Annotated in this window: 21 protein-coding genes; 17 read left to right on the top strand and 4 right to left on the bottom strand. The window is 61.4% G+C overall.

Annotated elements, in window-relative coordinates; translation table 11 throughout:
* Nucleotides 1-3: 3 nt before the first annotated feature.
* The 6 genes from AC1DX3_RS23000 to AC1DX3_RS22975 all read left to right on the top strand — a co-directional run bounded on the left by AC1DX3_RS23000 (nucleotide 4) and on the right by AC1DX3_RS22975 (nucleotide 7,196).
* The gene (locus tag AC1DX3_RS23000) at nucleotides 4-1,857 is read left to right on the top strand and encodes a glycoside hydrolase family 2 TIM barrel-domain containing protein (protein ID WP_476991691.1); all 1,854 of its coding nucleotides are present in this window, start codon (nucleotides 4-6) and stop codon (nucleotides 1,855-1,857) included.
* A gap of 9 nt (nucleotides 1,858-1,866) precedes the next feature.
* Entirely contained in the window at nucleotides 1,867-2,853 is a 987-nt protein-coding gene (locus tag AC1DX3_RS22995) for a DUF4982 domain-containing protein (protein ID WP_476991710.1), read from the top strand.
* A complete protein-coding gene (locus AC1DX3_RS22990; RefSeq protein ID WP_476991690.1) occupies nucleotides 2,850-4,610 on the top strand; it encodes an alpha-L-fucosidase in 1,761 nt (586 codons plus the stop codon). The genes AC1DX3_RS22995 and AC1DX3_RS22990 overlap by 4 nt, the downstream gene beginning before the upstream one ends.
* A gap of 77 nt (nucleotides 4,611-4,687) precedes the next feature.
* Nucleotides 4,688-5,098, top strand: coding sequence for a glycoside hydrolase family 76 protein (locus AC1DX3_RS22985; protein WP_476991689.1), 411 nt, complete (start codon nucleotides 4,688-4,690; stop codon nucleotides 5,096-5,098).
* A complete protein-coding gene (locus AC1DX3_RS22980; RefSeq protein WP_476991688.1) occupies nucleotides 5,041-5,670 on the top strand; it encodes a glycoside hydrolase family 76 protein in 630 nt (209 codons plus the stop codon). The genes AC1DX3_RS22985 and AC1DX3_RS22980 overlap by 58 nt, the downstream gene beginning before the upstream one ends.
* Nucleotides 5,671-5,681: 11 nt before the next feature.
* Nucleotides 5,682-7,196, top strand: a complete 1,515-nt coding sequence (locus AC1DX3_RS22975; protein WP_476991687.1) for a tryptophan halogenase family protein — start codon at nucleotides 5,682-5,684, stop codon at nucleotides 7,194-7,196.
* A 10-nt stretch (nucleotides 7,197-7,206) separates the two neighbouring features.
* On the opposite strand, the gene AC1DX3_RS22970 is transcribed toward AC1DX3_RS22975, so the two are convergent.
* Nucleotides 7,207-7,569: an MmcQ/YjbR family DNA-binding protein gene (locus AC1DX3_RS22970; RefSeq protein ID WP_476991686.1), complete on the bottom strand. Its 363-nt coding sequence runs from the start codon at nucleotides 7,567-7,569 to the stop codon at nucleotides 7,207-7,209.
* Nucleotides 7,570-7,688: 119 nt separating this feature from the next.
* Between AC1DX3_RS22970 and AC1DX3_RS22965 the strand changes: the two genes are divergently transcribed.
* The 3 genes from AC1DX3_RS22965 to AC1DX3_RS22955 all read left to right on the top strand — a co-directional run bounded on the left by AC1DX3_RS22965 (nucleotide 7,689) and on the right by AC1DX3_RS22955 (nucleotide 10,403).
* Complete coding sequence (locus AC1DX3_RS22965; protein WP_476991685.1) at nucleotides 7,689-8,645, top strand: hypothetical protein; 957 nt, start codon at nucleotides 7,689-7,691, stop codon at nucleotides 8,643-8,645.
* Between the two features lie 88 nt (nucleotides 8,646-8,733).
* Nucleotides 8,734-9,642 (top strand): ABC transporter ATP-binding protein, encoded by a 909-nt coding sequence (locus AC1DX3_RS22960; RefSeq protein ID WP_476991684.1) that lies wholly within the window; start codon nucleotides 8,734-8,736, stop codon nucleotides 9,640-9,642.
* Complete coding sequence (locus AC1DX3_RS22955; protein ID WP_476991683.1) at nucleotides 9,639-10,403, top strand: ABC transporter permease; 765 nt, start codon at nucleotides 9,639-9,641, stop codon at nucleotides 10,401-10,403. The genes AC1DX3_RS22960 and AC1DX3_RS22955 overlap by 4 nt, the downstream gene beginning before the upstream one ends.
* Nucleotides 10,404-10,411: 8 nt before the next feature.
* On the opposite strand, the gene AC1DX3_RS22950 is transcribed toward AC1DX3_RS22955, so the two are convergent.
* Nucleotides 10,412-10,774 carry a VOC family protein gene (locus tag AC1DX3_RS22950; protein ID WP_476991682.1) on the bottom strand — a complete coding sequence of 121 codons (363 nt, stop codon included), beginning with the start codon at nucleotides 10,772-10,774 and terminating at the stop codon, nucleotides 10,412-10,414.
* A gap of 91 nt (nucleotides 10,775-10,865) precedes the next feature.
* On the opposite strand from AC1DX3_RS22950, the gene AC1DX3_RS22945 reads away from it, so the two are divergent.
* From AC1DX3_RS22945 to AC1DX3_RS22935, 3 genes are read left to right on the top strand one after another with little or no spacing between them, the layout of a single operon-like run.
* Nucleotides 10,866-11,162: a helix-turn-helix domain-containing protein gene (locus AC1DX3_RS22945; RefSeq protein WP_476991681.1), complete on the top strand. Its 297-nt coding sequence runs from the start codon at nucleotides 10,866-10,868 to the stop codon at nucleotides 11,160-11,162.
* A gap of 31 nt (nucleotides 11,163-11,193) precedes the next feature.
* Nucleotides 11,194-11,772, top strand: coding sequence for a helix-turn-helix domain-containing protein (locus AC1DX3_RS22940; protein WP_476991680.1), 579 nt, complete (start codon nucleotides 11,194-11,196; stop codon nucleotides 11,770-11,772).
* Nucleotides 11,769-12,236 (top strand): GNAT family N-acetyltransferase, encoded by a 468-nt coding sequence (locus AC1DX3_RS22935; protein ID WP_476991679.1) that lies wholly within the window; start codon nucleotides 11,769-11,771, stop codon nucleotides 12,234-12,236. The genes AC1DX3_RS22940 and AC1DX3_RS22935 overlap by 4 nt, the downstream gene beginning before the upstream one ends.
* A gap of 16 nt (nucleotides 12,237-12,252) precedes the next feature.
* Here the strand turns inward: AC1DX3_RS22935 and AC1DX3_RS22930 are convergent, their stop codons facing one another.
* Nucleotides 12,253-12,690 carry an EamA family transporter gene (locus AC1DX3_RS22930; protein ID WP_476991678.1) on the bottom strand — a complete coding sequence of 146 codons (438 nt, stop codon included), beginning with the start codon at nucleotides 12,688-12,690 and terminating at the stop codon, nucleotides 12,253-12,255.
* Between the two features lie 84 nt (nucleotides 12,691-12,774).
* Nucleotides 12,775-16,281 (bottom strand): beta strand repeat-containing protein, encoded by a 3,507-nt coding sequence (locus AC1DX3_RS22925; protein WP_476991677.1) that lies wholly within the window; start codon nucleotides 16,279-16,281, stop codon nucleotides 12,775-12,777.
* A gap of 203 nt (nucleotides 16,282-16,484) precedes the next feature.
* On the opposite strand from AC1DX3_RS22925, the gene AC1DX3_RS22920 reads away from it, so the two are divergent.
* From AC1DX3_RS22920 to AC1DX3_RS22900, 5 genes are all read left to right on the top strand, one after another.
* The gene (locus AC1DX3_RS22920; RefSeq protein WP_476991676.1) at nucleotides 16,485-18,272 is read left to right on the top strand and encodes a tetratricopeptide repeat protein; all 1,788 of its coding nucleotides are present in this window, start codon (nucleotides 16,485-16,487) and stop codon (nucleotides 18,270-18,272) included.
* 17 nt (nucleotides 18,273-18,289) lie between these two features.
* Nucleotides 18,290-18,799, top strand: coding sequence for a hypothetical protein (locus AC1DX3_RS22915; protein ID WP_476991675.1), 510 nt, complete (start codon nucleotides 18,290-18,292; stop codon nucleotides 18,797-18,799).
* Nucleotides 18,800-19,400: 601 nt separating this feature from the next.
* The gene (locus AC1DX3_RS22910; RefSeq protein ID WP_476991674.1) at nucleotides 19,401-20,282 is read left to right on the top strand and encodes a MotA/TolQ/ExbB proton channel family protein; all 882 of its coding nucleotides are present in this window, start codon (nucleotides 19,401-19,403) and stop codon (nucleotides 20,280-20,282) included.
* A gap of 5 nt (nucleotides 20,283-20,287) precedes the next feature.
* The gene (locus AC1DX3_RS22905; protein WP_476991673.1) at nucleotides 20,288-20,722 is read left to right on the top strand and encodes a biopolymer transporter ExbD; all 435 of its coding nucleotides are present in this window, start codon (nucleotides 20,288-20,290) and stop codon (nucleotides 20,720-20,722) included.
* An 11-nt stretch (nucleotides 20,723-20,733) separates the two neighbouring features.
* Nucleotides 20,734-21,435: a TonB family protein gene (locus tag AC1DX3_RS22900; RefSeq protein ID WP_476991672.1), complete on the top strand. Its 702-nt coding sequence runs from the start codon at nucleotides 20,734-20,736 to the stop codon at nucleotides 21,433-21,435.
* The last annotated feature ends 265 nt before the right edge of the window (nucleotides 21,436-21,700 follow it).

Genomic DNA, 21,700 nt, shown 5'->3' with positions numbered 1-21,700 from the left:
GACATGAACCGGCGCGAACTGTTCAAGGGGGCGAGCGCCCTGGCTCTTATCGGGACATTTGCCGGCCAGGGCGCCCTGGCCGCGCCGGCAGTGACGGCCTTTGGCCGCGAGGACCTGCTGCTCGACAGCGGCTGGCGCTTTTTCGAAGGCGATATTCCCTTTCCGGACATAGTGAGCCAGGACGATGCCTATGACAATGCCAAGGCGGGCAAGGCATGGGGCGCTGCGGCGGCCACCTTCGACGACTCGGAATGGCCGACGGTCCGTCTGCCGCATGACTTCGTCAGCTTCCAGCCGATCGAACAGGACGCCAATCGCGCCCAGGGCTATCGCAAGCGCGGCATCGCCTGGTACCGCAATGTGCTGACATTCGAGCCCGGCGACGACGGCCGGCACATCGAGCTGCAGATCGAGGGCGTCGCCACCCATGCCACCATCTGGTACAACGGCACGATCATCGATCATAACTGGAGCGGCTATAACAGCATCTATGCCGATCTGACGCCCTTCACCACCTATGGCGAGCAGTTCAACACCATAGCCATTCGTGTCGACGCCAAGGCCATGGAAGGCTGGTGGTACGAAGGCGGCGGGTTGTACCGCCCGGTGCGCATCGTCAAGCGTAATCCCGTGCATATCGTGACGGACGGCGTGTTCGCCCATCCAATCCAGGTCGACGGCCATTGGCAGGTGCCGGTCGAGGTCACCGCCTACAATATCGCCAAGTCGGACAGGACCGTCACGGTCGTCACCACGCTGAAAGACGCCGCCGGCGCCGTCGTCACCACGCAGCAAACAGCGCTCACCGTGCCGTCGCTCGACCGTGCCGTCGCCCGATTGACGCTGAATCACGACACGCCGAAACTGTGGAGCGTCGCCACTCCCAATCTCTACACGGTCGAAACCCGCTTGGTGGAAGATGGCGCCGATAGCGACGCCGTCGTCACGACCTGTGGATTCCGCACGACGCGCTTCGATGCCGCCAAGGGCTTTTTCCTCAACGAGCAACCGTTGAAAATCCAGGGTGTCTGCATCCATCAGGACCATGCCGGCGTCGGCACGGCGATTCCCGACGCGATCTGGGAATTCCGCATCCGCCGCCTCAAGGAACTGGGTGCCAATGCCATACGGTCGTCGCACAATGCGCCGTCGAAGATCATGCTCGACCTGTGCGATCGCTACGGCCTGCTGGTCATGGACGAGAATCGCGATTTCAACCCGGCGCCCGACTATATGGAGCAATTGCGCTGGATGGTGCGACGCGACCGCAACCACCCCAGCATCATTTTGTGGTCGGTGTTCAACGAGGAGCCGATGCAGGGATCGGAGGCCGGCTATGAGATGGTCCGGCGCATGGCCCACGAGGTCAAGGCGCTCGACACGTCGCGTCCGGTCACGGCGGCGATGAACAGCGGCATGTTCACGGCCATCAACGTCTCGCAGGCCGTCGATGTCGTCGGTTTCAACTACCAGCAGGATCAGTACGACCCTTACCACGCCGCCCATCCGGACGTGCCGCTGACCTCATCGGAGGACACCAGCAATTACAGCATCCGCGGCGAATATGTCACCGATCCGGTCACACACCTGACTTCGGGCTATGACGACCCACCCAAGGGCTGGGCGACGCATCGCGCCTCATGGAAGATGATCGCCGAGCGCGATTTCATCGCCGGCGGCTTTGTCTGGACGGGCTTCGACTATCACGGCGAGCCGTCGCCGTGGGGCTGGCCGACCAATTCATCGATGTACGGCATCATGGACCTGTGTGGCTTCGACAAGGACGCCTTTTCCATCCGTCAGGCGCAATGGATCAAGGACAGACCGGTCTTGCGCATCATGCCGCACTGGACCTAGCCGGAAAGCCTGGAAGGCAAGGACATCAAGGTGATGGTGTGCTCGAACCTCGACGAGCTCGAACTGATCGTCAATGGCAAGTCGGCGGGTAAACAGGCCGCCGACAAGTACGAGATGAATAGCTGGACGGTGGCTTACGCGCCGGGATGGATCGAAGCGATCGGTTACCGGGCCGGTGAGGCGATCGCCAAAACCCGCGTGGAAACGGCCGGGGCTCCGGTCGCGTTGAAGATCACGGCGGACCGCGACACGGTTCTGGGTAACGGCATGGACGCCCTGCCATTCACGATCGAGGCGGTAGATTCCCGCGGGCGGCATGTGCCCGTGGCGCAGAACGGCCTGACGTTCACGGTCACTGGCGGCGATATTATCGGACTCGGCAACGGCAATCCCAATGACCTGGCGGCGGAAAAGGGCGACAGGCGCGCCTTGTTCAACGGCTTGGCCCAGGTCATCGTGCAGACCCGCGCGAGTGCCACGGGCACCTTGACGCTGACGGCGCGGGCGGAGGGTCTGAAATCCGCCACGGCCAAGGTGAAAGTCGCGCGCGCGCCGGTGCCGGCGCGGCAGACGGTTTCGACCTCGTCCCAGGATCTCGACTACTGGTATTGTGCCCCGGAAGCCGATACGCGTGAAGACGCGCTGAAGAACATGAAGGTCGATATGAAGCTGTGGGACGATTTTGGTCCGCGTTGGCTGCACGACCCGCAGGATAAGGACGGCTACACCCTGGTGTCCGCCCACTACACGCCCTTTGCCAGGGTCCAGAAGGAGGGCGGCACGATCGACTTCCCCAGTATTACTGGCGCCGTCGAGGTTTATGACGGAGAAATCCTGATCGGCAGCAAGACCGACCGAGCCGAGGGCGTGCTGAGCGTCGATCTGCCGCCGGGGCAGGGCGAGCGGCGACTTAACCTGTTGTTCAAGACCGATGCCGGCGAAGCCTTCGCCTTCAAAAAGATGGTGTTCGTCCGGCAAAAGGAGATGCAGACGTGACGGGTTGGGCGGCTAAAATGATGGGCGGTGCGTTGGCGGCCGTCTTGCTCGGCGGTTTTTGCGCCACGACCGCGCCCGCCATGCCGGCGGCACCTCTCGATCAACCCCTGCCGCTGGACGGTCCGCGGCCGGACGCCGCGACGGTGCAGATGTGGAAGGACCGCAAGTTCGGCCTGTTCATCCATTTCGGCCTCTATTCGATCGCCGGCGGCATGTGGAACGGCAAGCGCATCGACAAGGGCTATAGCGAGCAGATTTTCGCCAATGGCAAGCTGCCGCCGGACCAATATGCCGCCCTGGCCGACCAGTTCGACCCGACAAACTTCGACGCCGATGCCATAGCTGCGATGGCGCAAGCCGCCGGCATGAAGTTCATCGTCATAACGGCCAAGCACCACGACGGCTTCAATCTGTTCCAGACGGCGCAGACGACCTACAATACGGTCGATGGCACGCCCTATAAAAAGGACATCGTCAAGGCCATGGCCGATGCCTGCGCCCGCCACGGCCTGGCCTTCGGCGTCTATTATTCGACCATCGACTGGCACCATCCGGGCGGCAATGCCTATCTCCCCGGCAACAGCAATCCGATCACGGCGGGGCAGGAGGCCTTTAATGTCGCGCAATTGAACGAATTGCTCAGCCATTACGGCCCGATCAGCGAAATCTGGTTCGACATGGGCAAATCGACACCCGCGCAAAGCGCGCACTTTGCCCGCACCGTCCACGACCTGCAACCGCAGACCATGGTGTCGGGCCGGGTGTGGAACTATCAGGGCGACTTCACCGTCATGGGCGACAATGGTGAACCCGGCGTCGCGGTCGAGGAGCCGTGGCAATCTCCCGCTTCCATGTTTCCGGAAACGTGGGGTTACCGCTCATGGCAGGTGCGCGACGACCTCAATGGCAAGATACAGGAGCATATCGCCCGCCTGGTTCGCGTCGTCAGCCAGGGCGGCAATTACATCCTCAATATCGGTCCTGAAGGCGACGGTTCGGTCGTCCCCTACGAAGCCGATGTGCTCAAGGGCATGGGCGACTGGATGAAGGTCAATGGCGAGGCGATCTACGCCAGCGCTCCGCAACCTTTCGACCAACTCGATTTCGGTTATGCCACGGTCAAGGGCGAGACGCTTTATCTCTTCGTCGACAAGATGCCGGCGGATGGTGTCCTGCGCCTGCCGGGTCTGGTCGATACACAGCTGCTATCGGCGCACGTCCTGGGCGGTGACGGAAAGGCCCTGCCGGTCTCGGTCGATGCCGCCAGCGGGCAGGTCGACACGACGGGCGCCGCCGACCTGCGTGGCGGCCGTTTCATGCCGGTGATCGCGGTGACCTTCGACAAGGCGCTGCATGTTCGCCCCGATGCCGTGCCGCCGGGCCATGACGGCCGGGTGAAACTGATCACGGCGCAAGCCGCGCATTTCCTCAACTATAATGGCTACGGCTACGAGGCCCCCAGTACGTTGTACAAGTTGCGCTGGTACGCCGCGCTCGGCGCCGGCCACTATCAGGCGACCCTCCACTACCGGCCCATGGCGCAACCGGCTCAGGCCGACATCGTCATAGATGGTCATCGTACGACGGTTACCCTGCCACCCAACGGCAAGGCCGTCGTCCCGGTCGATCGCGACATCGCCGCCGAACCCTATGCCATGAGCGTGGAATTGACGCCGGTCGAACCGTTCCACAAGGGCGACATCTTGCCTGTGCGTGTGAAGCGTCTTGACCTGACGCCCGTCGCTGCGCAGCCATGATGGCGCTGCGGCTGGCAGGACTTGCCCTGTGCGCGACCTTGCTTTTGGCGCCTGCGGTTTGCAGCGCACAGCCTTCCATGCGCGCCGCCGCGGATGCCGCCGCCGGCCAATTGGCCAACGCGTATGACAGCGGCACCGGCCGGTGGCCGGACGTCAATTGGTGGCAGTCCGCCAATGCGGTGACCGCATTGATCGGCTATATGCAAAAAACCGGGAACCGGGATTATCTGCCCCTGGTGAAGGACAGTTTCGCGAAGAACCTGTCCTACGAATTCGGTGGCTTCAGGAGCGATTCCACCGACGACACGGCCTGGTGGGCCCTGGCCTTGATCGATATGTACGACCTGACCCGCGACCGTAGCTATCTCGACCTGGCCGAAGACGACGCCGCCTATATCGAAGCTATTGGGATGAGGTATGTGGCGGCGGGGTGTGGTGGGACATCGGCAAGACCTATAAAAACGCCATCAGCAACGAACTTTACCTGAAGCTCACGGCGTCTCTGCACAACCATATTCCCGGCGACACAATTTATCTCGCGCGCGCCAATCGGGCATGGCAGTGGCTGCAAAGCAGCGGTATGATCAATGCCGAGCATCTGGTCAATGACGGCCTGCATATCGGAAAACAAGGCTGCGCCAATAATGACGGCACGACCTTCACCTATAATCAGGGCGTCATCTTGGGCGGCCTGACCGAGCTGGCTATCGCCACCCGGGACGAGCACTTGCTGACGACGGCCGGCGACATCGCTAAGGCCGCCATTACCAGCGCCAACCTGTCCCCCGGCGGCATACTGACGGAACCGTGTGAAGCCGCGGAAGCCTGCGATAGCGACGGTACATCGTTCAAGGGCATATTCGTGCGCAATCTCGGCCAGCTCGACGCCGCCCTGGCCGATCATCCCTACCGTGGCTATCTGGCGGCGCAGGCCGCGTCCGTCCTGGCGCGCAACCGGGACGGGGACGCAGTTTATGGGTTGCACTGGGCCGGGCCGTTCGACATATCGAGCACCGGCCGGCAGCATAGTGTGGTCGATCTCTTGACGGCATTGTTGTGACGGAGGGGCGGATGGAGGCGAGCAAGCACAATGAGGACGGCAAACTATCCCGGCTGGTGATCGTCGGCGGCGGCACGGCAGGCTGGATGACGGCCGCCTATCTGACGCGTTATTTCGCACCCCGGCAAATGAGCATTACTCTTATCGAGTCCGCGGACATCGGCACGATCGGGGTGGGTGAGGCCAGTATTCCGCCCATCCGCAATTTCAACCATATGCTGGGCATCAAGGAAGCCGACTTCGTCCACGCCACCCAGGGCACCTTCAAGCTGGGCATCGAGTTTGTCGGCTGGCGCGAACCCGGTCACCGCTATATGCATCCGTTCGGCTATACCGGTGGCAAGATCAATGGCCAGTCCTTTCATCCCTTCTGGCTCAAGGCGCGCGGGCAGGGGCGGGCGCAAGAGTTCGCCCATTATAGCCTCAACACCCTGGCGGCCTATGCCGGCAAGTTCGATTGGCCCGATACCAATCCGGCATCGCCTAAGGCCACCATGGCCTATGCCTACCATTTCGACGCCGGGCTTTATGCCGGCTTCTTGCGCCAGCTCGCGGAAGGGCGCGGGGTCCAGCGCGTCGAAGCGACGATTGCGGACGTGAAGCTCAATGCCGAGGATGGCGCCGTCGAAGCGGTTGTTTTGAATGACGGCCTTGAGATTGCCGGCGATTTCTTCTTTGACTGTTCGGGCTTTCGCGCCCTGGTGATCGGTCAGGCGCTGAACACGCCTTTCCACGACTGGTCGAACCTCTTGCCCGCCAATAAGGCCGTCGCCGTGCCGAGCGCGCGGACGGAGCCCCTATTGCCCTATACCCGCGCCACGGCGCAAAGCGCCGGCTGGCATTGGCGTATCCCTCTGCAACACCGGACCGGCAACGGCTATGTCTATGCCGGCGACTTTATCGGCGACGATGCGGCGGCGGACAGCCTGCTGGGCGCCCTCGATTCAGGGGCAACGGCGGAGCCGCGCTTCCTCAAGTTCACGACCGGCCGTCGTGCCGCCGCCTGGGTCAAGAATTGCGTCGCGATCGGTTTGTCGGGCGGGTTTCTCGAGCCGCTTGAATCGACCAGTATCCACCTGATCCAAAACGCCCTGACGCGGTTGGGCAGCGTCTTTCCCACGCGTCGGCTCGACGGTCTGTCAGCGGCGCTGTACAACCGGATGATGGCGGCGGAGGTCGAGAATGTCCGCGATTTCCTCGTCTTCCATTACCATGTCAACGGCCGGACGGGCGAGCCTCTGTGGGACTATCTGCGCCATGTGGCGATACCCGACTCTTTACGCGAAAAGATCGCCTTGTTCGAAGAGCGCGGCCTGACGACCTTTCCCGACCAGACCGTCTTCCAGGAAGAGAACTGGATATCCGTCATGCTGGGGCAGGGCTTGGTGCCTCGCACCCATGATCCGCTTATCGACGGCGTCGATGAGGCCGGCGCCTTTGCCGCCCTGGAGCAGATTCGCCGGGGTTGCGCCCATGCGGTGACCGCCATGCCGACGCATGAGGCGGCCCTCGATCGGCTGCGTTGAGTTCGAGGAGTCAGCGCTTCTTGCGTTTGGGCTTGCCGGCCTGCAGCGCGCAGGCCTTCTCAAGCAGATTGGCCAACTCCGCCGCGTCGATGACCGGCAGGCGCGTCAGGACGGCCGGATAACCGCGATAATGGTCGTCGTCGAAGAAAATCTCCGGCGCCGCCTCGATCAGCAATTCCTTGTGGTCCAGCGTGCAACTGATGGCCAGGATATCGATATTCGGCCAACGCGGCTTTTTCGGTGCGTCGCGCTGCATGAAGGTCCAGGCAAAGCCCCGCTCGCCGATGGAAAAGACCAGGCGTTCTGCCGTGGACTCATCCACCGCGTTGGGTAAGGTGGCGGCAATGCGCCGGACTTCGCTGATATCGACCATGGGGGCACGGTATCACAGGCAAGGGGCAAATCAATATCGGTGGCCGGCCGGACACGGCTGCGGATTTTGACATCCCACCCGATGGAGCATAATGATCCTTGATCCGGGGGAGGGGAATAATGAAGGCAATGATATTGGGCGTTTGCCTGGCAGCTTTCTTTGCAGCCGAGACCGCCTGCGCCGGCGACACCCAGCCCCACCACCTGACGATAACGCTACCGGATTCCGCCGTTTGGCAGGAAGAGATCGTCACCGACATGCCGGACACTCTGATCATGGCCGGAGGCAAGGTCGCCAAGTCCTATCGGAACGTGCTCCAATCCAACGGCACCGGGTTCGACGTGTCCCGTACATTGTCGTCGTCGCGTGACGATCGCAAGCCCGCCCCGGACATGGCGGATATGTCGGACATCTTGTCCAAGATGTCGTCATTTGCCGACCGGATCGACTACGCCGCCGGCACGTCCCTGACACCCACGGCGGTCACTAACCTGAGCGCTATTCTCCGCCGGATCGAGGCTGATACCAGCGAAATGTTCGGTAAGGACATGGCTGATCAAATGGGCACAGAGATCCCGCCGCTGACGTCCGAGGAGCTTGTTGCCCAGCATCTCAGCCTTGAAACCCTGATGGGGCATTTGCGCCAGGCGCCCTTGGTGATCGGTGTCCCGCAAACCGCGCCGGACACGGTCTGGGCCATCGACGATACGGCCACGGCCGCGCATATAACAGTGACCTTGGCCCGCTGGGATGAAACAACGGACCAGGCGGAGTATACACTGACGACCGAGGCCGATCCGGAGGCCAAGGCGGCTGTGCTCAACCACTTCTTTCTCAACTTCCTCTATCCGCTCAATACGATGGACGACGCGCAGGTGGCCGCGTGGCACAAAAACGCCGCCGACCAGGCCAGGCTGGCCGTCTATACGGAACAGATGACCTGCCGCTTTACCGCCAGCATCAGGACGGGCCTCGTCACCGCCGGCAATTGCGACCGTGCAACGGACCTTCAGTCGCCGCTTGTGTCGCAAGGCTCCTTGACCCACACCGAGATCAGCCAAAAATTGTTGCCGTGACCGTGTGACAGCGACGGCGGAAGCCTTGTTGCAATTTCCCTCCAAACGCCTAAGGCTTGGCGCAACGACATAATGGGATGGACCGGACATGGGCACGTCGGCGATTGAGGTCACAGGTCTCACAAAATCCTACGGCAAACTTCGGGCCGTGGCCGGTCTCGATCTGGCTGTGGAGACCGGAGAAATCTTCGCCATCCTCGGGCCCAACGGCGCAGGCAAGACGACCACGGTCGAGATCATGGAGGGCTTCGTCAAGCGCGACGCCGGCCAGGTGTCGGTCCTCGGCCACGATCCGGCCAAAAACGAAACCGCGCTGAAAGAGCGTATCGGCATTGTCGGTCAGGAGACCGTTGCCGATCCCTTCCTGACCGTGCGCGAGATGTTGACCATGATCGCTGGCACCTATCCCAAACCCAGGCCGGTCGACGAGGTTATCCGCCTGGTCGGGCTTTCCGACAAGGCGAAGGCCCGCGCCGGCAAGCTGTCCGGCGGGCAAAAGCGCCGGCTCGATGTCGCGCTCGCCATTGTCGGCGATCCTGAACTTATCTTTCTCGACGAACCGACGACCGGTTTCGATCCTGATGCCCGGCGCGAAGCCTGGGAGATGATCGCGGGCCTGAGGACGCTCGGCAAGACGATCGTGCTGACGACCCACTATATGGAGGAGGCGGAGAAGCTCGCCGATCGCATCGCCGTCATCGCCAATGGCAGGATTATTGCCCGCGGCACGCCCGACAGTCTCGGCGGCCGCAGCGAGGCGCGCACCCAAATACGCTTTCGCCTGCCGCCCGGCCATCCGCCCTTGCCGGCTGGCTTGGCCGCAGTAGAGCGTGATGGCGTTATTGAACTGACCAGTAACGATCCGGTCAGGACCCTGCATGACCTGACCGGCTGGGCCCTGGCACAGGGCCTGCCGCTGACCGGACTCGACGTCTCGCGGCCCAGTCTGGAAGACACCTATCTGGCATTGATCGCCGCCCATGGAGGTGCCGCATGATCCGCTGGCTTCGCCTCACGCTTTTGCACCTGCGCTTCGTCAACCTGTCATTCTGGCGCAACCCCAGCGCCGCGTTTTTCGGCATGCTGTTTCCGTTGATGTTCCTCACCATTAATGCCCTGCTGCTCGGCAAGAACACGATCGAGATCGGCGGTCAGACGGTGACGCTCAGCACCTATTATGTCGCCAGCATGTCGGTCTTCGCCGTCATCATGACCTGTTTCACCAACCTGGCGACCTCGATCCTGTTCGATCGCGACCAGGGCCGATTGAAGCGGTTGCGCGGCACGCCGACGCCGGTATCGGCCTATATTGCCGCGCGGGTGATTTTTGCCGTTTTTGTCGGCATGCTAACATCTGGCCTTTGCGTCGCGGTCGGCACGACCTTCTTCGACGTCCATCCCAACATGGCCGCCCTGCCGCTGTTCTTTGGCGTGATTGCTTTCGGGGGTGCCGCCCTGGCGGCACTGGCCCTGGCGGTCGTAGGCGCTATCGGCAACGCACAGGCCGGGCCGGCCATTCTCAATGCCCTGACCTTTCCGATCCTGTTTATCTCGAGCGTCTTCTATCCGCTCCATGGTGCGCCGCAGTGGCTGACCACACTCGCCGGGCTCCTGCCGGCCCATCCCCTGGCCGACGGCGTGATCAGCGCCTTTTTCGCCATGGCGGTGCCCGGGCGGGACCTTGTGGTCCTGGCGGTATGGGGCGTCGTCGGCTGTCTTCTCGCCGCGCGCTTCTTCCGCTGGCAGCCATCGCGGTAAGACCGGCGTTACCGCGAACTGATCACGAAGACATTGCCGTCCGGGTCCTTGAACTTGGCGAATGTGCCCCACGGTTGCTTTTGCGGCGTGTCGACGAATTCAACGCCCTTGGCCACCAGTTGACGATAGGTGGCCTCGACATCGTCGCAGGCCAGGGAGGCGTTGACGAAACTGCCGATGCGATCCTCATGGCCCGGCGGCGTGAATAGCACTAATCCGGTATCGCCCTTCGGTGTTGTCAGTTCGATCCAGCGCTGGTCGCCCATCGGCTGGTCCGTCTTGAGCGTAAAGCCGACCTTTTCGGTCCAGAAGGTGAGGGCCGCGGCCTGATTGCGCGTGGGTATACCCATGAACTTGATATGCGTGATCATGTCTGTCTGCCTTCGGTATGTTGTTGGGGATTATCTGCCGCATGGGCGCGTAGTGACAAGACGTATTTTAAAAACTATAGTTGTCAGTACCATGAAGACTCTGTCCCTTGACACCCATATCGTCGACGCCCTGATGCGCGACCTGGCCGGTCACGACCGCAGCCCGGCGGCGTTTCTTGTTTACCTCTGGCTATGGCGGCACACGCACGGTGCGGCGAAGGCGAGCTTCGGTGCCAGCCTCCAGGACATTGCTTATGGTACAGGTGTGTCGAAGTCGGCGGTCCAGGCCGCGATAAGGCGATTAAAAACCCGGCAATTGATCTCGGCCGAACGTGAAGTCGCGACCCACGCCCCGATTTATCGCGTTTTCACACCGTGGCGCGCTTGACGATTCTCATAAATGAGATAAATTCCCATTTATGACCTTCGCGGCTGTATCCTCCGAAACTGAGCTCGACCGGCGCTTATCCCTGCGTCTGCAGGACCTGCGCACGGCCCGCACCTGGTCGCTCGACGATCTGGCGCGCGACAGCGGTATTTCTCGCGCCACCTTGTCACGGATAGAACGCGGCGAGACCAGTCCGACGGCGACCCAATTAGGCCGGCTGTGTACCGCATTTGGCATCACGATGTCGGGCCTACTGGGCGGGCTTGACGACGCAGCGGCCGATTTCGTCGCGGTCCGCGATCAGCGCGTCTGGGTCGATCCGGCCACCGGCTTTCATCGCCGTATGGTGTCGCCGCCGGTCGAAGGGCTGCGCGTCGAACTGATCGAATCCGAACTGCCGGCCGGCGCGGTGGTCGCCTATGACGCGCCGCCCATCCCCGGCATGGAGCAGCACATCTGGATGTTGGGCGGAAGCCTGGACCTGACATGGGAGGGCAAGACCCAGGCGCTCGCCCCCGGCGATTGCCTGCGCTTTCGCATCTGGGGTGGGGTCAGGTTCAATGCCGGCCCCGAGGGAGCGCGCTACCTCGTCGCCGTGTGCCGGTCATGATGCGGATCGTTGCTGGTGGCCTCGACGATCCGCGCGTCGTCGACCTGCTGCGTTTCCATGTCGACAGCGCCAGTGCCCACACGGCGCCAGGCAGCTCCCACGCGCTCGACCTGTCGGGCCTCAAAGGCCCTGACCTCCGTTTCTGGACGCAATGGGAGGGTGACGATCTGGTCGGTATGGGGGCGCTTAAACGGCTGTCCGCGGACCATGGTGAGGTCAAGTCGATGCACACGGTCGCCGCCCACCGCGGACGCGGCGCCGGCCGCTTGATGCTGATCCACATCATGACGCAAGCGCGTGCCGCTGGCATGACGCGCCTCAGCCTGGAAACCGGCTCATGGGACTATTTCCTGCCGGCCCATGCGCTCTATGCCAGCCTCGGTTTCACCGACTGCCCGCCGTTCGGAGACTACAAACCCGATCCGAACAGCCGCTTTATGACGGTCAATCTGTTGGGCGCGTAAAGTTTAGCGCTACCGCTCACACCCGCCATGCCACCAATATGGCGCCGGCGGCGATCAGGGCCACGCCCAGCCAATTGGGCAGGGACAGCTTCTCACCGAGGAACAGCACGGCGAAGACGGCGACGAAGACGACGCTCAGCTTGTCGATCGGCGCCACGCGGGCGGCGTCGCCCAGCTTGAGCGCGCGGAAATAGCAGAACCACGAGGCGCCGGTCGCCAGTCCCGACAGGACGAGGAACAGCCAGCTGCGTGAGGATATGCTGCCAGGCATCTGCCAGCTATGGGTCGCTAGCACGACAAGGCCCGCGGCGACGACGATCACCACGGTTCGGATAAAGGTTGCCAGGTTGGCATTGACCGCTTCGACGCCGATCTTGGCGAAGATGGCGGTGAGGGCGGCAAACGCCGCCGACAGCAGCGCCCAGAACGGCCAGGACAAAAGTACGGTCTTCACGGGCGCCTCCCTGTCAGACCTTCGCTATTAGCACGAAAGTCTCATCCCGGCATTATAATCCGGTCCTTTCGTGCCTTGACCGCCTTACCAGACGATGTGCGACAGGAAGTTGGTATCGGCCGGTGCGACGCCAAGAATGGTTATGTTGTTGCCGCCGCCGAAATCGATAATGGCATTGCCGAAACCGTCCTGGCCGATCGTCACGCCATTGCTGTAGGCGACGCCGTGCGTATAGGCGTTGACATTGATCTTGTCGTTCTGTGCGGCCGAGAAGTCGGTGATGACGTCATGGCCGCTGCTCGTCGATACCGAAAAGCTGTCAGCGCCCAGTCCGCCGGTCAGGCTGTCGTCACCGCCCTTGCCGTTGAGGACGTTATTGCCGCTGTTGCCGTTCAGCGTGTTGGCGATACTGTTGCCGGTGGCATTGATAGCCGTATTGCCGGTTAGGGTCAGGATTTCGACATAGCCGACCAGGGTATAGCTGACCGAAGACAGGATGGTGTCGGTCCCTTGGCCGGTGACCTCGGTGACGATGTCGGTCGTGTTCTGGACGATATAAGTGTCGTTGCCGGCCCCGCCGGCCAGGGTGTTCGCGCCGCTATTGCCGGTGATGATATTGTCAAGGGCATTGCCGGTGCCGTTCATGTCAGCAAATCCCGTCAGGGTCAGGTTTTCAAGGTTGGCGCCCAGGGTGTAGGTGAAGGCGGCCACCACGGTGTCGATCCCGGCCGCTGCCGCTTCAGTGACGACATCGCCGGCGTCGTCGACAACATAGGTGTCGTTACCCACGCCGCCGCTCAGGGCGTCAGCGCCAATGCCGCCGTCGAGCACGTTGTTGCCGCTGTTGCCGGTCAGGACATTGTTCAAGGTATTGCCGGTGCCGTCGATGTTATCCGTGCCGGTCAGGGTCAGGTTCTCAACTTGGGTGGTGAGAGTGAACGACACCGACGCCCTGACGAGGTCGGTGCCGCCTTCGGTATCAGAGACAATGTCGCTGATGTTGTCGACGATAAAGGTGTCGTTACCGGCGCCGCCGATCATCAGGTCGATGCCGCTGCCGCCATCGATCGCGTCATTGCCGTCGCCGCCCAAGAGGGTATCGTTGCCGCCGCCACCGGTCAGCGTGTCGGCGCCGAGTTGGCCCCACAGGATGTTCACCGTGTCGTCACCGGTTATGACGTCGGCCCACTGCGACCCGGAGACATTGCTGATATGGTCGAGCTGGCTCGAGGAACTGCCGACAAAGGCATAACCATTAGCGAGATTGACGAACACGACATCGCCCATATTGGCGAGGTCGAGCTGGTTGTGACCGGTGCCGCCGTCGACCGCGTCCGTCCCCGTCGACATCAGGATGATGTCATTGCCCGATCCGGCATCGATCTGGTCATTGCCGACGCCGCCATCGATATTGTCGTTGCCGTCGCCGCCGGTCAGCGTATCGTTGCCGTCGCCACCGGTGATGATGTCGGTATTGGAGCCGCCGCTGATGACGTCGTCGCCGCCGAAACCGTTGAGAAAATTATAACCGGAACCGCCGTCGATATTGTCGAGTTCGGAACTGCCGTTGATCGTGTCATTGCCGGCGCCGCCGTCGGCATCGCTGCCGGAGCCGTTGCCGAATTCGTCGCCCAGGGTGATGGTGTCATTGCCGTCGCCGCTATAGACCTGGTCGTAGCCTGCGCCGCTGAAGATGATATCGTCGCCGCTGCCGCCGTCGATATGGTCGTTACCCTGGCCCCCGCTCAAGGTATCGCTGCCGGCGCCGCCACTCAGCGTGCTGTCGTCGTCGCCGGAGGTGATGACGTCGGTGCCGTCGCCGCCGTTCAGGTCGTCATGGCCGGCGCCGCCCTGGATGGTGTCGTTGCCGGCGCCGCCGTCGATATAGTCGCCGCCCTCTTCGCCGAAGAGGGTGTCGGCGCCTATGCCGCCCAGAATCGTGTCGTCGCCGGTGCCGGCGTGGATCGTGTCATTGCCGATACTGCCGTCGATCGTATCGTTACCGTCGTCGCCGGTGATCGTATCGGCGCCGTTGCCGCCGTGGATGTCGTCGTCGCCCGTGCCGCCGGAAATCGTATTGCTGCCGTCGCCGCCATCCAGCGTGTCATTACCGTCGTCGCCGGTGATGGTGTCGTTGCCTGCGCCGCCGTTGATGTAGTCGTCGCCGGCCAGGCCCTGCAGGTTATTGACGCCGTAATTGCCCAGGATGACATTATCGAGGGCGTTACCGGTGCCGGCCAGCGGCGCGGTTCCGGTCAAGGTCAGGTTCTCCAGCGCGGCGCCCAGAGTCCAACTGACCGTGGCCACGACCGTGTCATAGCCGGAGCTATCGATAAGGGTATCGCCGGCATTGTTGACCATATAGGTGTCATCGCCGGCCCCGCCGTACATGACATCGGCCCCGGCGCCACCATCCAGCGTGTCGGAGTCGACCGTGCCGAAGATCGACTGCGTCCCGTCCAGCGTCGCTGTTTCATGAAAGACGCGTTGTTCTATGCCATAGCCCGAAGCATCGCCATGACTGTTGTGCCATGTGACGACAAAACCGCCATCGGCCAGGGCGCTGACATCGGGATCCCCTGACAGGTCGCCCGTGGTGTCGACCTGCCATTCCGGCCCGACCTTGTTGCCGTTGGAATCCATGACCTGTACATAGATACCGGCCAAGGTGGCGGTCCCGGCCGACCAGACGACGACATAACCGCCGTCGCGCAATGCCGCTACTGATGGCAGGTCGTCGCGCGGCGTGGTCGTCGTGTTGATCTGCAAGTCGCCGGTAACCGCCGCACCCGAGGCGTCGAACTGGCGGGCCATGAGCCCCGCCGTGGTTACCCATGTTGCGACATAGCCGCCGTCGTGCAAAGCCGTAACGGCGATGTCCTGGGTCAAGTGGGCAGTCGCGTTGAGAAGGACCTCGCCGCCGATCTTGACATTGTTCCAGGCATATCTTTGCCCGTAGACTTTCTGGCCGCCATCCCAATAGGTCACGACGTAGCCACCATCGTCGAGGGCAGCGACCGCGGGCGCAACGCTGCTCGGTATGCCGGAAGTGCTGACCTGGAACTCGGCGCCGATCGTGCCGCCGCCGCCAGCGTACTTCTGTGCCCAGATACCGGTATGGCCCGACGCCGTGCTGTTCCACACGAAGATATAACCCCCATCCGACGTGCCGGCGACGGACGGATTGATCTGGTTGCCGGTGTTGAAGGTGTTGACTTGCATCGTCCCGCCGGCCTGGCCGCCATTGGCGTCAAAACGTTGCGCGACGATATTGTTGCTGCTGCTGCCGGTCGTGTCGGCGGCTTCCCAGGCGATGACGAAACCGCCGCCGGTCAAGGCCGTGATTGTCGGCAAGGTCTCGCTGATCGTGCTGCTGGAGGCGTTGGTATAGTGGTATTCGGGGAAAAGTTTCTGGCCGCTGGCGGAATATTTCTGGATATAGATATCGAAGCCCCCGCCTCCGGTCACCGCACCCTGCCAGGTGACAATATAGCTGCCGTCGGCCAGGGTGGTAACCGACGCGTCCAGTTGGCCGCCGGTCGTGGTGGTGTTGACGTCGGTTTCGGATCCGATGTTGAGACTGTAGGTCATGGCCGTCCCCTGGCTGAAAGGAAGGTCTGTCAAATATCACGTAGCGTAGGGCAAAACTGTTTCATTTGAAACGTGATCAAAAATGTTCCACTTCATGACAAGTCTTGTAAACCCCCTGAACAGGGGTTGCGGTGCGGGCGACTCTGAGGGAGCACTTTTCCATGTTATAAAGGCTGGGTCATAAAGGCTGCGGGGAGAGTGGGTTGCGTTTCTCAAACTTGTATATGGCGATAGGCCTGATCCTGGCCTGCCAAATCGTGGCGGTTCAGGGCGCCCTGGCCGCCGATAAGGCGCCGTCGGCCTATGACGGTTCGCGCGACAGCGCTATCGACAACGGCCATCAGAACATGCCGTTCGTGCTGTATGGCGTGGCGATCAAATGGGATGCCGCTTGCCGTGGCGGCGACACGGCGCAATGCCTGCATCTCGGCGAAGCCTTCCGCAATGGTGAAGGTGATTTAAAGCCCGACCTGCGCGTCACCCTCGGTTATGCCAAGCTCGCCTGCGCGCAAGGGAGCGGCGATGGCTGCGCCCGGGCGGCGGCGATCATCCTCGACGGCACCGCCAATTTCAGCGACCCCAACCTGGCGCTGACGACGGCGCGGCGCGGCTGCGACCTCAAGAACCAGACGGCGTGCGCCCTGGTTGCGGCGGCGCTCAAAGCCGGCGCCGGTACGGCCGATGAACAGAGCCAGGCCGGGCAAATGATGCAATCGTCCTGCGATCAGGGCGCCGACGAAGGGTGCCGCCTGGAGGCCCGTGCACTGTTCTACGACAGCAGCGACGCGGCCTCGCGCGCCCAGGCCATTCCCCTGTTTCAAAAGGCCTGCGCAGCGAAACGCGCCTGGGGCTGCAACGGCCTGGCCGATGCCTATGACAGGGGCTGGGGTGTTGCCGCCGATCGCACCCAGGCCATGGCCTATGCCAAGACCGGTTGCACGGAGGGGCAGGGGAGCCTGCTCGAGGTCTGTCGCCAATATGGTACCTATCTGACCTATGGCAGCGACAAGGCCGGTATCAATAAGGGCGAACAGTATCTCAATACGGCCTGCATGGCCGGCGACGCCGGCGCTTGCGTCTGGCTGGGAAAGTTGGGTCTGCGCGACAAACAGGGCGCCACGACGACCATGCTGGAGGGGTTATTCTATGAACGCCGTGGCTGCGATCTCGGCGACGCGGCGGGCTGTGACGAACTGGCCCTGGCCTATAGCCTGGGCAACGGTATCAATCCCGATTCGGCGGTCGCTATCGCACTTTACGACAAGGCGTGCCGGATGGGCCTCAGCGATTCCTGCCAGGCGGCCAACGACCTGTTGCAGCAGGATCCCGGCGCCCGGGCCGCCATACCGGCCATCGATCCGTCGCTTCCGGCCATGCAGCAGATCGGCCTCGGCATCCATGAGGTCGACAGCGGGGACCGCATGCTTGGCGTGACCACGGTCTACCGCCTGACCCAGGAGGGCAATGACGAGGCCGAATGGATATTGGGCGGCTGGATGTATTACGGCCTGGACGGCGTCTTCGACCCGCCGCGCCAGGACGATGGCGTCATCCTGATCGAAAACGCTGCCCGAGTCGGCCATGTCGAAGCGGCCATGTGGATGGGCATGGCCTATTGGTATGGCGATGGGGTACCGGAAGACCACGACAAGGGTGAACACTACATGGCGATCGCCTCGATGCGCGGCAGCGACGAGGCCAAGGCCATCTATCGTTCGATGCTGAACGAACCGGCGCGTCAGGAAATGGCCGAACGCCAACGCCGCATGGAAGAGGCCATGATCGACCACCGCAGCGTCTGGGAAAAAGCCTTCGACGCCTGGGACGCTGCTTTGGCCAGCGGCGCCTGGACATCGAGTTACGCGCCGTCCTCCGCCTATTCCGGCCCCAGCACCTCGGACATCATGCGCGAAAGCAACTGGAACCAGGCCTTCAACTACCTGTCGGGTTCGACCACGGCATGTCCGCAATCCAATCCCTACTGCAACTAATTAGGAGGAGAGCCGATTTGAAAACGATACTTTTGGCCGGCATGGCCGTGGCCACGATGCTGGCTGCTGGCGCAGCGACGGCGGGCGAACCAGAAACCTACGCCTTTCAATTCAGCCTGGGCAAAACCACCTGCACGGTCGACTATCCGCGTTCGGACGACACGACCTTGTCCTTTCTGTACCGGCCGTCGGACGGCCTGTTCAATGTCAAGGTAACGCGGCCGCGCTGGGAAATGGTCGACAACCAAAACCTCGACGCCGAGGATATGCCGGTCACCCTGGACTTTAAGGATGTCGGCAAAACATCGGCCGCCTGGGGCGGTTACCAAGACGGCTATGTCCAGGGCGTCTGGTCCAGTTGGGATGCCAAGGCCAGCGGTGCGGGATCGACAACCGAGGCCATGGCTCTGCTGCAAAAAGGGCAGGTCGTCACGGTCATATTCAAAGGCGAAACGCTCGGCACTTTCGACATGAAACAGAAGGGTCTTGCCTTCAATTTGCTCAAGGGTTGTCAGCCGACGGGTTAGGTTCACAGCGGCGCCTTGCCGCGCGAGTCGCGGTAACGGGATTCGCTTCAGATGGGAGCGCTAACATCGTTATCCTCCATCACGGCGTGCATGGTCTGGAAGGATTTCCCCTACGGAGCGATGTTACGTCAAAAAAACGCATCCTTATGAAAAATTTTTTTAATCACGGTATGAAACAGCTTGTGACCAATATGTTGGATTAACTATCGGACATGTTTGAACTTTTGCTTCACACTTTTATAAGGACTTATCTTTATGGGTCGCTCCGGCTCGAAAAGTCTGTAACTGACACCTTGACGTTTCAGGCTTTGCCGGATCATTTAGGCCCAAATCGCTAGGTTAAGGGATTAACTTCCGTTAACAAAGAGATCGCCTTTTGAATCGTAATGGTTCATAATGGCAGAGTTTGTGCTCTGGCGCAGAGCGATATGGACGTTAGATCCGTACGCACGGTTTTCAGGCACGAGAGGGCCGCTCAGAGACGATCCGGTAAGACGGACGATTTGGCGGTTCTATGGTTTTAACATGGGGTAAACGCTTCCCCTTTAGTCCTTGGTCAGCCCTTCGGTGGGTAAGGTCCATATTCAGGAATTGGCGAAAAATGCTCGAACACAAGAAACACAATCCTTTCATTGCTCTGCTGGGTGCCGCTGCACTGCTGATGAGCTCCCCGGTCATGGCCCTGGCGGCCACGTCCGCCACACCTGCGGCTTCCGCCGCGGCTCCGACGGCAGCCCCCGCGGCCTCTGCTCCGGCTGACGAGAGCAGCTCGTCCGCTGCCGGCAAGAAGGCCGATGTCGACATCGATTTCGTCAGCATGTTCGTCGGCGCCTCGATCGTCGTCCAATGCGTCATGACCCTGCTGATCGTCTGTTCGGTCATCTCCTGGGTCCTGCTCATCATGAAGCTGATGGACTTCGGTTCGCTGAACCGCGTCACCACCAACTTCCTGGAATCGTATCGCGCCGCGCGCTCGATCGCCGACATCAACCGCATCGCGGTTTCGGATGAATTCGCAGGCAACCCGCTCGCCGATATGGCGGCCGTGGCTACTGAAGAAGTTCAGTTGTCGAAGCAAGCCGGCCTGTCGATCTCGGGCGAACACCGTGAAGCCACTCTGCACCGCGCCGAAGCTTCGGTTGGTGCCGTTCAAGCCGGCCTGGCCAAGCGCCTGTCGGGCGGTCTGTCCTTCCTCGCCTCGGTCGGTTCGACCTCGCCGTTTATCGGTCTGTTCGGTACGGTCTTCGGGATCATGCGTTCCTTCATCGGTATCGCCAACTCGCACACCACCAACCTGGCCGTCGTCGCCCCGGGTATCGCCGAAGCCCTTATGGCTACCGGCCTGGGCCTGATCGCCGCTATCCCGGCCGTTGTCATGTACAACATCTTCAACTCCAGCATCACCAACTACGGTACGCGTTCCGAGCAATTTGTCTCTGAACTGATGAACTCTCTGTCGCGTCAACTCGACAAAGGGGCGTAAGCGATATGGGAGCCAAGCTATCAGGTGGTGGCGGCTCGAAGTTTCACGTCGAGGCCAACGCGGAAATTAACGTTACGCCGTTCGTCGACGTCATGCTGGTGTTGCTTATTATTTTCATGGTCGCGGCTCCGCTCGCTACCGTGTCGGTCGAAGTAACCCTACCTAAAGCCGTCGCCAAAGCTCAGAATAACCCACCCAAGCCGGTCTATATCACGCTCAAGCAAGATGGGAGCGTCTATATCGCCAATAATGAGACGTCGCTGGACGAACTGGGGGATGACCTCAAGAAGACCATCGGCGCTCGCAACCCCGACGAAGAACGTATTTTCATCCGCTGCGATAAACAGACGCGTTATGCCGAGTTTATGAAAGTGATGAACAAGCTGCAGGACAATGGTTTCTACAGCGTTGCGCTCGTCGGCGAAGACAATGCTCAGTAAGAGGGTCTGATATGGAAGAAACTCCCCATAGAAAACGTGACCCTATTCTTGATCCGCCGGAGAACAATAATAAAAGTTCTCTCTGGATCGGGATCGGCGTTGCCGCTGCTATACACATAGGCGTTGGCTATTATCTGCTGAAGACCAAGTTCGAACAGCAGGAAGTCAAGTTCGTCGACGAAAAGGTGAAGGTCGATCTAGTCGCACCGCCACCTCCGCCGCCGCCACCTCCGCCACCTCCGCCGCCGCCCAATACGCCGCCGCCCCCCGTGGTGCAGCCGCGTGTGACGCCGCCGACGGATATCGCGCCGCCGCCGCCGATCCCCGTGCCGCCTGTTCCGCAGGAAAAGCACGTCGATTATACGGCGCCGCCCGTGCAGATGAATACCGGTACACCGCCCCCAGTGGCGCCTCCGGGACCTCACTACGTGGCCGGTAACTGGACCTATCCGGGTCAGGATCAGATGCAAGATCTGTATCCAGACCGGGCGCTGAACGACGAAATCGAAGGCTCGGTCACGATCGACTGCGCCGTTAATTCCGCCGGACGCGTCACCTCCTGCGACATTATCAGCGAAACCCCCAAGGGTTACGGTTTTGGTGCCGCGACGGTCAGAGGCTTTATCAAAGGCGCTCGCGTCGACCCGAGTTCGGTCGGTGGCCAGCTCCAGGATGGCGCCCGCAAGAAGTTTATCTATAAGTGGCAGCTATAAGCTTTCACGGACTGCAAAACTGAAAACGCCCCGGTTCATCCCCGGGGCGTTTTTTATTGTGCTCCCAACAGCAGGCTGGAAAGGGCGAGTTGGAATCGGTGAGAACGCCTCGCAAAAACAATCTGTTGTGAAATGGCAAAAAGGGCGTATGCTACCCTTACAATAAGAAAAGTTATCGCTCCCTACTTTTGATGCAGGTGAAGTACAGCTTTCTTGACTGGGTGTGAAAGTCTGTAACCGCTTCTGCGTGATGTAATGTATCATG

This window comes from Asticcacaulis sp. P2_B1, from assembly GCF_056404915.1.
Note: the sequence above shows the minus strand (reverse complement) of the source record. Positions and strands in the feature narration are given on the sequence as shown.